At 36.4% G+C, this 13,214-nt stretch carries 11 protein-coding genes; 9 read left to right on the top strand and 2 right to left on the bottom strand.

Annotated features, from left to right (window positions below):
• Positions 1 to 273: 273 nt before the first annotated feature.
• Positions 274 to 831 (bottom strand): hypothetical protein, encoded by a 558-nt coding sequence (locus QM491_RS18765; RefSeq protein WP_283329071.1) that lies wholly within the window; start codon positions 829 to 831, stop codon positions 274 to 276.
• 987 nt (positions 832 to 1,818) lie between these two features.
• On the opposite strand from QM491_RS18765, the gene QM491_RS18760 reads away from it, so the two are divergent.
• The 6 genes from QM491_RS18760 to QM491_RS18735 all read left to right on the top strand — a co-directional run bounded on the left by QM491_RS18760 (position 1,819) and on the right by QM491_RS18735 (position 10,496).
• Positions 1,819 to 3,042: a 4-hydroxy-3-methylbut-2-enyl diphosphate reductase gene (locus QM491_RS18760; RefSeq protein WP_283329088.1), complete on the top strand. Its 1,224-nt coding sequence runs from the start codon at positions 1,819 to 1,821 to the stop codon at positions 3,040 to 3,042.
• 216 nt (positions 3,043 to 3,258) lie between these two features.
• Entirely contained in the window at positions 3,259 to 4,326 is a 1,068-nt protein-coding gene (locus tag QM491_RS18755) for a ferredoxin--NADP reductase (protein WP_283329070.1), read from the top strand.
• A 530-nt stretch (positions 4,327 to 4,856) separates the two neighbouring features.
• Positions 4,857 to 6,749 (top strand): amidophosphoribosyltransferase, encoded by a 1,893-nt coding sequence (locus QM491_RS18750; RefSeq protein WP_283329069.1) that lies wholly within the window; start codon positions 4,857 to 4,859, stop codon positions 6,747 to 6,749.
• Positions 6,750 to 6,938: 189 nt separating this feature from the next.
• Positions 6,939 to 9,077 (top strand): DNA helicase RecQ, encoded by a 2,139-nt coding sequence (gene recQ, locus QM491_RS18745; protein WP_283329068.1) that lies wholly within the window; start codon positions 6,939 to 6,941, stop codon positions 9,075 to 9,077.
• Between the two features lie 4 nt (positions 9,078 to 9,081).
• Complete coding sequence (locus QM491_RS18740; protein WP_283329067.1) at positions 9,082 to 9,525, top strand: transcription elongation factor; 444 nt, start codon at positions 9,082 to 9,084, stop codon at positions 9,523 to 9,525.
• A gap of 35 nt (positions 9,526 to 9,560) precedes the next feature.
• Positions 9,561 to 10,496 (top strand): sugar phosphate isomerase/epimerase family protein, encoded by a 936-nt coding sequence (locus QM491_RS18735; RefSeq protein ID WP_310589588.1) that lies wholly within the window; start codon positions 9,561 to 9,563, stop codon positions 10,494 to 10,496.
• A gap of 38 nt (positions 10,497 to 10,534) precedes the next feature.
• Here QM491_RS18735 and QM491_RS18730 read toward each other — a convergent pair whose 3' ends face one another.
• A complete protein-coding gene (locus QM491_RS18730; protein ID WP_283329066.1) occupies positions 10,535 to 10,921 on the bottom strand; it encodes a DciA family protein in 387 nt (128 codons plus the stop codon).
• Here QM491_RS18730 and QM491_RS18725 point away from each other — a divergent pair.
• The 3 genes from QM491_RS18725 (at position 10,920) to QM491_RS18715 (ending at position 13,187) form a co-directional block, all read left to right on the top strand.
• Positions 10,920 to 11,327, top strand: coding sequence for a hypothetical protein (locus QM491_RS18725; RefSeq protein ID WP_283329065.1), 408 nt, complete (start codon positions 10,920 to 10,922; stop codon positions 11,325 to 11,327). The two genes, QM491_RS18730 and QM491_RS18725, sit on opposite strands and share 2 nt — an antisense overlap.
• Positions 11,328 to 11,631: 304 nt before the next feature.
• Positions 11,632 to 12,474 (top strand): MotA/TolQ/ExbB proton channel family protein, encoded by an 843-nt coding sequence (locus tag QM491_RS18720; protein WP_166549594.1) that lies wholly within the window; start codon positions 11,632 to 11,634, stop codon positions 12,472 to 12,474.
• Between the two features lie 104 nt (positions 12,475 to 12,578).
• Positions 12,579 to 13,187: an ExbD/TolR family protein gene (locus QM491_RS18715; RefSeq protein ID WP_095167521.1), complete on the top strand. Its 609-nt coding sequence runs from the start codon at positions 12,579 to 12,581 to the stop codon at positions 13,185 to 13,187.
• Positions 13,188 to 13,214 lie beyond the last annotated feature (27 nt).

Raw genomic sequence — 13,214 nt, 5'->3', positions numbered from 1 at the left:
AGTTGGTTAGTTCTTAGCGCAAATTTCTAATTATCAATTATTAATGAATTTGACATGACTAACCATCTTAAAATCAGGGTGCAAAATTACTGAATCTTAGCGAAATACAAAAATTATCACGATAAGTTTTCATTAATAAAGTCAACAAAAGTGATTTTGGATTAAACCAAGAATATTTCAAATAACAAAAAACGCTTGTCGCAACTGCAACAAGCGTTTTTGTATCACCTAACCACTAAATATATTTTGTACATAAAAACAATGTTTTTATGCTTATTGAATACTTGCTTTAAATTTTGACCATGATAATTGAGCCTGTTCACCTTCGGCATTATTTGCCATAATGATAATTTCACCCTCAATTTCATCATCAGTTAATTTGATGATATTAACACGACCTACTCCATTTAGCAAACCTTCTGCATTTGGAAGGGATGCTTGATAAAAATTATTGATGTCACGATACTGACTAAAATCTTTTACAATATTTCCAATGTTCTTTTGTGAGGCATTTCCTGGAATAAAAAAAGTAGATGGCTTGTCCACATTGTAAAGTCTTACATAAATTGATTCAGAAGTACTGTCATCGGTGGCCATAATGCTAATGCTATTCCCACCTCTTTCTGTTAATTTTTTAACAACTACTTTTGAGGTTTTGAAAGAATGTTCTCTATTCTCCTCGAAACTAATATTTCCTTTGAAAAAACCCTGTTTGTTTTGATTGAAATCTGCAACTCCGTGACTGAATGATATTAAACTAGCGACGAAGCAAAGCAAGATTCCTAATAACACCATCGGATTTCGAAAGAAACGCTTTGTTCTAATTTTCATGAACTTATATCGTTAAGTGTACTTGCAAGAGTACTTTAACTGTTAGAAATAACTCAAAACACCAACTGAGCAAATATTCTGACTACTGCATTGTTGTATTTTTTTTATCTAAGCAATAACAAAAGTAGAATACTAAAATTACTTTATCAATAGCATATCCAATACTTTATTATTAAAGTTATTAAACGGTTGTTTGTATGACTTTACCAAACACTCGTTAGAATAATTTACTCTCTTATAATAGAGACGAATGAATAGACTAGAAAGTTACATATAAAAATGAAAAAAACTTTTACAATAGGCTTAAAAGGCTGTTATATAGGTTTTTGGTTGAATATATTTTACATATTGATATGCTTATATTAACAGGTATATACTCTAAATAATAATATCATATTCCTGATAAAAATCATTTTTTTGAATAGTGGTAATGGAATGATTAATACAAATTTAATAAGTATCGAGCTATAAATTTGAGGATAATTTAGGAATGTTGTTTTTGAATTAATAAAGCCTTTGAATTGGATGGCAAAAGTTGGATTTTTCGAACTAATCACAACAATAAAAGTGTTTTTGAAAGTAGTGTCTTGTTCATAAATTATGGAGCAGTAACACTTATTTAAAAAAGAAATTGATATAGCTGTAAACAGCTTTGAGTAGTTTGAAGAAACAAGAAATGAACCTTTGTGAAAATATCCGTTAGACAACTATTATCTTTGGCGTACTTTTCCTGAAAATCTTAAAAGATTGAAGGTCGATGACTTATAGCAATAACATCTAACAGCGCCAAAGACAATCATCTGGTATGGGTATTTGAAAGATTTTACAAGTTTTTTGTGATTAAACGACGATTTTCAAAACTGTTAGGTCAAAAACTAGTTTAATAAAATGGAGTTATTTACTAAATCTCCCGTTAAGGAAGCACAACGTGCGTCAGGTTCAGATGTTGAGTCTGCTGGGCTAGAGGCACGCAAAAAAATGAAGAAAATGAAGTCTTTTCAAATACCAGAACTCTATAAGAGTAGTATCATTGGAGGAATCAAAGAAAAACGTCGCCAAAGAGACAAGCTAAAAAAGGATTTTACGCCAACATTGCTTGACTGTGGCTCGGTACGTTTTTTGATTTCAAGACATTTTGGATTTTGCTATGGTGTTGAAAACGCGGTAGAGATAGCCTATAAGACAATCGACGAAAACCCTAATCGACGGATTTTCTTACTTTCTGAGATGATTCATAATCCCGATGTAAATGCAGATTTACTAAGTCGTGGAGTACAATTTATTATGAATACCTCAGGCGATCAGCTTATAGAATGGGACTCCTTAACGAGCGAGGATGTAGTCATTGTCCCTGCATTTGGAACAACCTTGGAAATACAACAAAAGCTTTCGGCTATTGGTATCAATGCTTACCAATACGATACAACTTGTCCGTTTGTTGAAAAGGTATGGAATCGAGCATCAGCTATCGGACAAAAGGATTATACCATCGTGGTACACGGCAAACCTTCACATGAAGAAACTCGTGCGACTTTTTCTCATGCCAAACAAAATGCTCCGACTGTAGTGGTAAAAGATATGAAGCAAACGGTTGAGCTGGCAAAATATATCACAGGTGAAAAACCTCAAGCAGATTTTTATACAGAATTTAAAGGTCAATATTCTGAAAATTTTGATATTGAGAAAGATTTGCGTCGTATTGGTGTCGTAAATCAAACAACAATGCTAGCTTCTGATACACAGGCAATTGCTGACTATCTTAAGAATGTCATGCGTGAAAAATATCATGTAGAAGGATTAGATATTACTTCTTACTTTGCCGATACTCGCGACACTCTTTGCTATGCTACCAATGACAATCAAAGTGCCACTTATGGTTTGCTAGAAAAAGAAGCTGATTTGGTGATTGTGGCAGGGGGGTATAACTCTTCAAACACCTCACATTTGGTAGAACTTTGTGAACAAAAACTACCAACCTATTTTATTTCTTCGGCAGATAAAATCTTGTCAGAAAATTTGATTAGTCATTTTGATTTACATACAAAAAGTGAAAAAGTGACAGAGAGTTTTCTTCCCCATAAAGATATTACCACAATAATGCTAACCTGCGGTGCGTCATGTCCTGATGCAGTTGTGGAGGCAATTCTTCTTCGATTACTCTCTTTTTTTCCTAATACCAAAAATGTAGACGAGGTCGTAACTCAACTTTAGAATTACAATAGGTTTATTATCCATGTTTTAGGGAAAATTATCCTTTGATACCCCAATAGATTACTGTAATTTTGTGGTCATATTATCCCCAAAGTTCTATTCTAAGAAATAGGACTTTGGGGGTATTGTTTTCTTGAATTGATTTAGAAACCAGACTTTAATTTGACTTTTATTAAGTTCAAAAAACATTAGTCTTGTAAACTGTTATATTATTAGATGAGTGCAAAATATTTTCATTTGACTGTAAAGGAGGTTATTGAAGAAACTCCAGATACAAAGACTTTTTCTTTTTGGCATCCTATCCATCAAGCTGTCAGTTATAAGGCTGGGCAGTTTTTGACGTTAATTCCAGAAATTGATGGTAAAAAAGTACGTCGTAGCTATTCAATGTCTAGTTCGCCTAACAAGGATGCTTCGATTGCTGTAACTATCAAGCGTGTTCCTGGAGGACTGGTATCAAATTACCTTTGTGACAATCTTAAGGTAGGCGATGCGCTCGAAATGATGGAACCAATGGGACATTTTGTAATCGAACCAAATCCAACTAAGTCGCGAGTAATCGTTTTATTTGGTGGTGGTTCTGGTATTACGCCATTAATGTCTATTGCCAAATCAGTTTTACCAGTAGAAACAGACACCAAAGTGTATTTAGTTTATGGTTCGAGAAATGAAGAAAATATCATTTTCAAAAAACAGTTAGAAGAACTAGAAAAAACTTATCAAGGTCGTTTTAGAGTATTACATGTACTGAGCCAACCTTCTTATACATGGACGGGTTACAAAACTCGTATCAATCAGGCGTCGGCGGTGACTTTCTTAAAACAAGACTTTGGATTAGACATAGGTAAAGCCGAATATTACTTGTGTGGACCAGAAGGTATGATGGAGCAGGTAGAAAATGCTATTAGAATATTTGGAGTAAGCGATGCCCAAATCCACAAGGAACATTTCTTTAGCGCACATGATACCGCTGCCAATGAAGCTGATGAAGAGGAAGGCGGAAGTATCAAAGAACAAACAGTAACAATTCAATACGAAGGAGATGAGTATCAAGTATTGGTAAAACCACACGAAACAATCCTTGAAGCTGCACTTCGCGAAGATATAGATTTACCATATTCATGTCAGGCTGGTATGTGTACTGCATGTATGGGCAAATGTTTGAGCGGAAAAGTTCAAATGGACGAAGAAGATGGTTTGACAGACAATGAAATCAAGCAGGGGTATATTTTGACATGTGTTGCGCACCCAGCTTCGTCGGGCGTTGTAATTGAGATTGAATAAAGCATTAACAAAAGTTATCCACAATTTCGCCAAGATGTGGATAACTTTTGTTGGTAAGTAATAACTTACATCAAAGTATCTGATATTACAGTATTTATACTTAATAGTGAACTATTTTAAATAGAGCTTTGTATGGCAATTATAACTAAAGTTATTCGCTTACTGAAAAGCATTAGTAGTTTTCCAAAATAGCTTGTAGCTTTGGTTAGTAATATCAAAAACTAGAATTTGTTCAGTAATTGATAGAAACATCTCGAATGAAATTATAAGTAAATAAAGATTTAGTTTTCAATAACCATTAAGTATCAAATTCTTACTTTATTATTCGAAAATATGGCACAAAAATTCTTGGTAATCTCAGGATTTTCTACCTAATTTTGTTTACTGAAAGATAACCCATCGTTAACCCTCTATTAATCTGAATTTTATTGCGAAAAATAACCGAACCACTTTAATCTGTATAAATGGTTTCAGGAGTACTATTTCTAAAATAATACTCAACAAACGCAAAATAACTACCAAGTAAAGTCATGTCTGACGCAATCAAACACGAGTGTGGTATCGCACTCATCCGTCTCCGAAAAGACTATCAGTACTATATCAATAAGTACGGAACCCCGCTGTATGGTATCAACAAGCTTTACCTGATGATGGAAAAGCAAGTGAACCGAGGACAAGACGGTGCGGGTGTAGCCAACATCAAAATAGATGTGCCTGCTGGTCACAGATATATCAGCAGATACCGTTCTGTAGAACAAAATGCTGTAGCTGATATTTTCGGAAAAATTTACAAAAAGTTTCGTAAAGGCCTAAAAGACCATAAAGACAAAGCTAAAGATGCCAAGTGGATTCAAGAAAATGTAGCATTCTCTGGTGAAGTGTTTTTAGGTCACCTGCGTTATGGTACACATGGACAAAACGAAATTGAAAACTGCCACCCAATGCTGCGCCAAAGTAACTGGAGAAGTAGAAACTTGGTAGTTGCTGGTAACTTTAACATGACTAATGTAGAAGAGCTTTTTAATAAGTTAATCTCATTAGGACAGCACCCGAAGGAAAAAGTGGATACAGTAACTGTAATGGAAAAAATTGGGCACTTCTTAGATGAAGAAAACCAACGTCAGTTTGACTTCCATAAACATAGCTACGAAAATCCAGAGCTGTCAAATGTTATTGAAGACAATATTGATTTGCAAAGAGTATTACAGCGTTCGTGCCGTGATTTTGATGGTGGATATGCTATGTGTGGTGTAACTGGACATGGTTCGGCTTTTGTAGCACGTGACCCAGCGGGTATCCGTCCTGCGTTTTGGTACGCCGATGATGAAGTGGTAGTAGTAGCTTCAGAAAAGCAAGCTATCAAAACTTCATTTAACTGTAATTACGAAGATATTCAGGAGGTACAGCCAGGTCATGCTTTAATTATTGACAAACTTGGTAACTATTCTGAAAAGAAATTTATTGAACCACTCGAAAAGAAATCATGTAGCTTCGAAAGAATCTATTTCTCACGCGCTTCAGATCCAGATATTTATGCCGAACGTAAAGAATTAGGACGTTTGGTAATCCCACAAGTACTTCAAGAAGTAAATTACGACCTTAAAAATACGGTATTCTCGTATATTCCAAATACTGCCGAAACTGCCTTCTTGGGTATGATTGAAGGCTTGGAAGATTATCTTGCCAAAGAACGTAAGAAAGCCATCATGGGCGGAGGTTTGGCAGAGGAAACTTTAGAAGAATTATTAACATTCCGTCCTCGTGTCGAAAAGTTGATTTCGAAAGATGTAAAACTTCGTACTTTCATCACAAACGACGCCGACCGTAATGATATGGTATCGCACGTGTATGATACCACTTACGAAGTAATCAAAAAAGGTATCGATAATGTTGTATTGATTGATGACTCAATCGTAAGAGGTACGACACTCGAACGTTCTATTTTGAAATTGTTGGACAAATTAGGTCCAAAGAAAATCGTAATTGTTTCGTCAGCACCTCAAATTCGCTATCCAGATTGTTATGGTATCGATATGTCAAGAATGAAAGACTTTGTGGCATTCCGTGCAACTTATGAATTGTTGATAGAGCGTCACATGGAAGATATCCTTGAAGATACTTTGGGTCGTTGTGTAAGTGCTTTTGAACTAGGAACAGCTCATACACAAAACTTTGTGAAGGCGATTTACGAACCATTTACAAACGAAGAGATTTCAGCTAAAATTGCAGATATTGTAAAGCCAGCAGACTTAAAAGCTGATTTGGCAATTGTTTATCAAACAGTAGACAGTCTTAACAAAGCTTGTCCATATAACCTTGGTGACTGGTATTTTACAGGTAACTTCCCAACACCAGGTGGTAATAAAGTTGTAAACAAAGCTTTTGTAAACTTTATGAAAGGGGTAGAAATTAGAGCTTACTAGTTTCTAAAACGATTTTTTCAAAAGCGGGTAAATGCTGTATGGTATTTACCCGCTTTTATTTTGTACAAGCAATAGCTCAGTTTTATCCTAAACCCAAACATTTGTTAACTTTGTGTTGAAGATGCAACATTCTACACACTATGTTTCACAGACATCTTCATCATCATTCACTATTTATATTTTGCTAAAATGGCATTGACAAAAGAACAAGTACTCAAGCAATATTTTGGGTATGATAAATTTAGACCTCTTCAGGCAGACATCATTGATTGGGCATTGTATGGACAAGATTGTATGGTACTGATGCCAACAGGGGGAGGAAAGTCCCTTTGTTTTCAGGTACCAGCACTGATGATGCAAGGAATTACGATTGTAATTTCGCCACTTATTGCATTAATGCACGACCAAGTTCAAGCATTGCAAGCCAATGGTATTCCTTCTGCTTATATCAATTCTTCGCTTTCTGGTGCCGAACGATTTGCAATAGAACGCCAATGTAAAGCTGGTGAAATAAAGCTACTATATATTTCTCCTGAAAAACTCTTTTCGAATGGATACCTCGATTGGATAAAGTCTTTGCAAGTAAGCATGGTAGCCGTGGATGAATCTCACTGTGTATCTGTTTGGGGACATGATTTTAGACCAGAATATACTCAATTACACGTGTTGAAGTCTGCTTTGCCAAATGTGCCTTTTATGGCATTGACTGCTACAGCTGATAGAGTAACTAGAAAAGATGTACTTACCCAGTTGGGAATTCCCGAAGCTCGTGTCTTTATTAGTTCGTTCGACAGACCCAACTTGTCATTGTCGGTACAACCAGGACGAAATCGCTTAAAAACGATTCAAAAGTTTATTCAAGAACGCCCTCGGAAAGCAGGTATTATATATTGTTTAAGTCGAAAAAATACAGAACAGCTCGCCGACTCACTGCTGAAAGTGGGTATCTCTGCCCGATGCTATCACGCAGGAATGAGCACCGACGAACGTGCAAAAGTACAAGACCAATTTTTACGAGATGATATTCAGGTAATTTGCGCCACTATTGCTTTTGGTATGGGTATCGACAAGTCCAATGTTCGTTGGGTGATGCACTATTCATTGCCAGCTAATATTGAAAGTTTTTATCAAGAAATAGGCCGTGCAGGTCGTGATGGTGTCAAAGCTGATACGTTATTGTTTTATTCTTATAATGACCTAATTGTCCGAAAAGATATGCTGGCTCAATCTGAATTGCCAGCAGAAATGAAAGAAGTCCAACTAGCTAAGTTGGATAGATTAAAGCAATATGCAGAGGCAGAAATTTGTCGTAGACGGATTCTATTAAGTTATTTCAACGAGGAGGTTGACCATGATTGTGGCAACTGTGACGTTTGTAAAAATCCCCCTATCAGAGTGGATGCTACAGTACTAGCTCAGAAAGCCCTTTCTGCAATCGCACGTACTAATGAAAGAATTGCTATGGGTATGCTCATTGATATACTTCGTGGTTCTAACAATCGTAGAATTATAGAGCATCGCTACCACGAAATCAAAACTTTTGGCGCAGGACGTGATTTAAAATATGAGGAATGGGCAGATTATATTCAACAAATGCTCAATTCAGGTATTATGGATATTGCCTATGACGAGCAACATGCCTTTAAATTAAATAACGCTTCTTGGTCGGTATTGAAGGATGGAAAAAAAGTTCAACTCGTACGCTTTAGACCATTCGAGGAAAAGCAAGCCGAACGCGAAGCCAATGCAGTTCCTAAGGAAAAAACCAAACGTGAGGTGGTTCGTGATGAATTGTTTGAGCGTTTGCGATTGTTGCGTAAACAAATTGCCGATAACTTGGATATTCCTCCATTTGTAGTCTTTTCGGATGCAACCCTTTCGGATATGGCACAGAAAAAACCTATTTCTCCAGCTGAGATGCTCAATGTATCAGGGGTAGGAGAGCAAAAGTTCAGACAATATGGCGATGCTTTCCTCAAAGAAATTCGGGACTTTATCAAAACTTTAGGTAAATCTGGAGGTGAAAAAGGAGATACTGCTAAAATAAGCTTTTCACTTTATGAAGAAGGTTTATCCCTAGACGAGATAGCAGAAAGAAGAGGTTTGAGCCCTGTTACGATTGTATCGCATTTGGTGAAGTTCTTTGAAGAAGGTCATCCTGTCGATTTACGAAAATTTGTCACTACAGTAGAGTTTAATGCTATTGCTCAAGCCATGAAAATGCTTGGTACTAAAAAAGGAGAACCAGTCAAACCTGTATTTGATTTGTTGCAGGGCAAATACGATTACCACAAAATCAAAGTTGTAATGGCTTTGTTAGACAAGTAGACTTATGAAACAAGAGGTAATAGATTATATTAAAAATCAGCTAGAAGAACGAATGCAAGCTGCTTGGGGAGCAATGCAGGCCGCCCAAGCCTCAGCAAATGAAGAAAGCAAAAGTTCTGCGGGAGACAAATACGAAACAGCAAGAGCTATGGGGCAGTTAGATAGAGATATGTATGCCCGCCAATACGAGCAAGCTCGCCAAGAAAGAGTATTACTAGAAAGAATAGATTCTTCGCATATTCCACAGCATGTGTCTTTAGGGGCACTTGTACATACGAGTATGGGGATATTTTTTATTGCTGTTAGCTTGGGTTCAATCAAAGTAGTAGGCGAAGCAGTGATGGTAGTTTCAGCTCAATCTCCTATTGGGGCTTTATTGATGGGAAAAGTTGTAGGCGATTCATTTGATTTTAGAGGAAAAAAACACCAAATTCAACAAATAGCTTAATCAAAACCATCTTACCCTTCATACTGAAACTAACTATGATACAACAAACAAGAAGAGATTTTCTTAAAAAATCCTCATTAGGATTGGCAGGATTGGCATTGTCGTCAAATGATTGGTTAAATAGCACAGCTAAACCTTTTTACGAAATATCTCTTGCAGAATGGTCTTTGCACAAAACCATTTTTAGTGGCAAGTTAAGCAATCTAGACTTTCCACAATTTGCTAAAAAAGAGTTTGGTTTAGAGATTGTTGAATATGTAAATCAATTTTTCCCTGATAAAGCAAAAGATAAAGCCTATCTCAAAGAATTAAGAACACGATCTGTAGAGTCAGGAATTCGTAATCACCTGATTATGATTGATGCCGAAGGAGAATTAGGCGAAGCTGATACTCAAAAACGTAAACAAGCTGTCGAAAACCATTACAAATGGGTGGAGGCTGCACAGTTTTTAGGTTGCCAAACCATTCGAGTAAATTCGAGAGGAGAGGGAGACCCTAAAGAGGTGGCTAAGCGATGTGTAGAAAGCTTGAGAACATTAAGTGAATTTGGACAGGCTCACAATATTAATATCATCGTGGAAAACCATGGGGGATATTCGGCCAATGGTGCATGGTTGGCGGGTATTATGAAAGAGGTTGGAATGAAAAACTGCGGAACATTGCCCGATTTTGGCAACTTCTGTTTAGAATGGAGCGGTGCCGAGTGGCATAGTCAATGCAAAACACAATATGACCCCTATAAAGGTACCGCTGAAATGATGCCTTATGCTAAAGGTGTGAGTGCCAAAACGTTTAACTTTGATGCCAAAGGCAATGAGCCAACGATTGATTACATAAAAATGATGAATGTTATCAAGAAGTCAGGTTTTAGAGGCATTGTCGGTATAGAGTATGAAGGAGAAACCCTAACCGAAATAGAAGGTATCAAAAAGACCATAGCATTACTGAAAAAAGCAACATCAGCCATATAAAAAAAGCCCTTGTGTTCATCTAGCACAGGGGCTTTTTATTAAAGAAAAATCACTTCATTAACTAATTCAGCACCAATAGCTTGATTGATTAATTGAAGAATCTTGTTTTTTGCCATTAATAACTCATTTCGCAAAGAGGCCGAATCCAGTTGGATATACAGTTTTGCTTCTGTAATATAAACTCTGGTTGTTCTTGCGGCAATAGGAGCCCCCATAATTTGCTCCCAGTGAGCAGCCACGTAGGTTTCATCAAACTTTGTACGAAGTTTGTAAAACTCAAGCATGTCTTCGATTGCTTCTTTAAGAGAGGAAGCGCTTGTTTTGCGCTTCGCATTTTCTCGATTATATGAATAATATTGCGCCATATCTGTAAGGAATAAACACTCAAAGGTACAGCTAATAGCTGAAAAAAATACAATTCTCATGAACACATTATTGTTATATATCCAAGTACGAAAGAGTCCAATGGAGGTGCGCTACCAAAATCCATTGCACCAAATTATTTATCAAGAAGGTTGGTCAGCCAACTTTGTGACCTATGACATTGATAATTATTCTGAGAGTATTATTTTGAATCAATTAAAAGTTGCCATCAGTAATGCAACAGAAATATTTGTATTAGTCGATGCCGAGTCAGGTGCAAACTTGGGGGGAGTCGGCAATATAATATCAATTCTTGCTGATCAATCATCTAAAGTTCGAATCCGACTCGAAGGAAGTCATACAATTCTTGAAAAATATCTGAGTGTTTTTTCTCATCAAAAGTCAGTAGTAAATACTCATGGAATGAAGAAAATTGAAACAATCCTTGATAAGATTTACCCGAAATAAGATATTGTTTAAAAGTTTATATATTTTCTTGTAAAAATCAAATTCTTCAAAAAGTACATTAAAAGCCTTGAATAGAGCTTTAAAATATTACTATAATACAATGTTTGTTGAATACGGACTAATTTCTTAAAAAAAACTTGACAATAGAGATATGAGAATTAAAAGAAATTTATGTTAGTTTTGTCATTACTAGAAAACATAAAACAATCGAAATAATCTTTTGTCTTGAAACAGTTTTCTGTAGATTTATTTTAAAAAATCACCTAAAAATTGTTTTTTAACTTAAACCCAAATTACCAAACTAATGAGTACACAACAAGCAAAACCAGCTGCTCCAAAGCCAGCAGCACCAGCAAACAAAAAGTCAGGCGGTATTCCTGCGGGCGTAATCATTTTGATTCTATTTGCTGTAGCACTTTCTCTTTACAAATTCGTAATGGGAGATCCTTCTCACTTTGAGAACAACAACCCAGACGGACACCCAATTCCAGGTGACTACTTTGGTATCGTTTACAAAGGTGGTATCATCGTACCAGTTTTGATGACATGTTTCTTGATTTCATTGACTTTCTCTATCGAGCGTATTCTTACAATTGGTAAAGCAAAAGGTACAGGTGACATCAACGCTTTCGTTCGTAAAATCCAAGCTTCTTTGGACAAAGACGATGTTGAAGGTGCATTGAAAGAGTGTGACAAACAAAAAGGTTCAGTAGGTAATGTTACTTTAGCTGCTGTTAAAAAGTACAAGCAATTGTCTACAGATGGTTCTTTAGACAAAGAACAAAAATTGGCTGCATTGAGCAAAGAAGTTGAAGAAGCTACTTCTTTAGAATTACCAATTTTGGAGAAAAACCTTACTATCATCGCTACTTTGGCGTCGGTATCTACCCTTATCGGTCTATTAGGTACTGTAATCGGTATGATCAAAGCGTTCTCGGCTTTGGGTAACTCAGGAGGTTCAACTGACTCTTCAGCTCTTGCAAACGGTATCTCTGAAGCCCTAGTAAACACTGCATTGGGTATCGGTACTTCAGCTGTATGTATCATCGGTTATAACTTCTTTACGTCTAAAATTGACGAATTGACATATAGCATTGACGAAATCGGTTTGAGCGTTAACCAAAACTTTGCTTCTCACCACAGTTAATAGTTTGAAAATTGGGCAATTTGAAAATCTGAAGAGTTCACTCTTCTGAATCCCAAGATTGTTTTCAAGTATAAGTTTTCTCAAATTTTCAAATTAATAACATTATGCCAAAGGTAAAAGCAAAAAGACAGAGTGTGTCTTTGGACATGACAGCGATGTGTGACGTGGCATTCTTGTTGCTCACTTTCTTCATGTTGACGGCGAAATTCCGTCCTGAAGAAGCTGTTACCATTACGCCTCCTACGTCTATCTCTGAAAAGCCGCTTCCTTCTGAAAAAGGTGTTATTACCATTTCGGTTGCACCAGATGGAAAGATTTTTATGGGAGTTGATGACAAGGAAGCACAACAGATGATGTTGGAAAGAATGGCTAACCGTGTTGGTGTTCCAATTTCGGCTACAATGCAGAAAAACTTTATGGCTTCTGAAATTGTAGGTTATCCAGCTGGAGCACTGAAACAAGTATTAGAGGAAAAACCATCGGCATGGAAAGCAAAAGGATACTACCAAGGTATTCCTTGCGATTCTGCTAACAATGAACTTTTCTTGTGGGTAACGTATGCTAAATTAGCAAACCCTGCTCTACAAGTAGCTATCAAAGGTGATGGTAACTCAAATTACAAAGTTTTCAACCAGGTTGTAGGTACATTACAAGAACAAAACATCAACGTTTTCCAGTTGATCACAGGTCCTGAAAACAAACCAAGAAATTAATTAAGTTGTACTCAGTAGTTTATTAAC

Origin of the sequence: Flectobacillus longus, assembly GCF_030056705.1 — a bacterium.
Lineage (GTDB): Bacteria > Bacteroidota > Bacteroidia > Cytophagales > Spirosomataceae > Flectobacillus > Flectobacillus longus.
The sequence above is the reverse complement of the archived record's forward strand: the minus strand, read 5'-3'. Positions and strand labels throughout refer to the sequence as shown.

Excerpts from the sequence above, each read along its gene's own strand:
- QM491_RS18765 (WP_283329071.1), bottom strand. The coding sequence starts at position 831 with ATGAAAATTAGAACAAAGCGTTTCTTTCGAAATCCGATGGTGTTATTA.
- QM491_RS18760 (WP_283329088.1), top strand. The coding sequence starts at position 1,819 with ATGAAGTCTTTTCAAATACCAGAACTCTATAAGAGTAGTATCATTGGA.
- QM491_RS18755 (WP_283329070.1), top strand. The coding sequence starts at position 3,259 with ATGAGTGCAAAATATTTTCATTTGACTGTAAAGGAGGTTATTGAAGAA.
- QM491_RS18750 (WP_283329069.1), top strand. The coding sequence starts at position 4,857 with ATGTCTGACGCAATCAAACACGAGTGTGGTATCGCACTCATCCGTCTC.
- recQ (WP_283329068.1), top strand. The coding sequence starts at position 6,939 with ATGGCATTGACAAAAGAACAAGTACTCAAGCAATATTTTGGGTATGAT.
- QM491_RS18740 (WP_283329067.1), top strand. The coding sequence starts at position 9,082 with ATGAAACAAGAGGTAATAGATTATATTAAAAATCAGCTAGAAGAACGA.
- QM491_RS18735 (WP_310589588.1), top strand. The coding sequence starts at position 9,561 with ATGATACAACAAACAAGAAGAGATTTTCTTAAAAAATCCTCATTAGGA.
- QM491_RS18725 (WP_283329065.1), top strand. The coding sequence starts at position 10,920 with ATGAACACATTATTGTTATATATCCAAGTACGAAAGAGTCCAATGGAG.
- QM491_RS18730 (WP_283329066.1), bottom strand. The coding sequence starts at position 10,921 with ATGAGAATTGTATTTTTTTCAGCTATTAGCTGTACCTTTGAGTGTTTA.
- QM491_RS18720 (WP_166549594.1), top strand. The coding sequence starts at position 11,632 with ATGAGTACACAACAAGCAAAACCAGCTGCTCCAAAGCCAGCAGCACCA.
- QM491_RS18715 (WP_095167521.1), top strand. The coding sequence starts at position 12,579 with ATGCCAAAGGTAAAAGCAAAAAGACAGAGTGTGTCTTTGGACATGACA.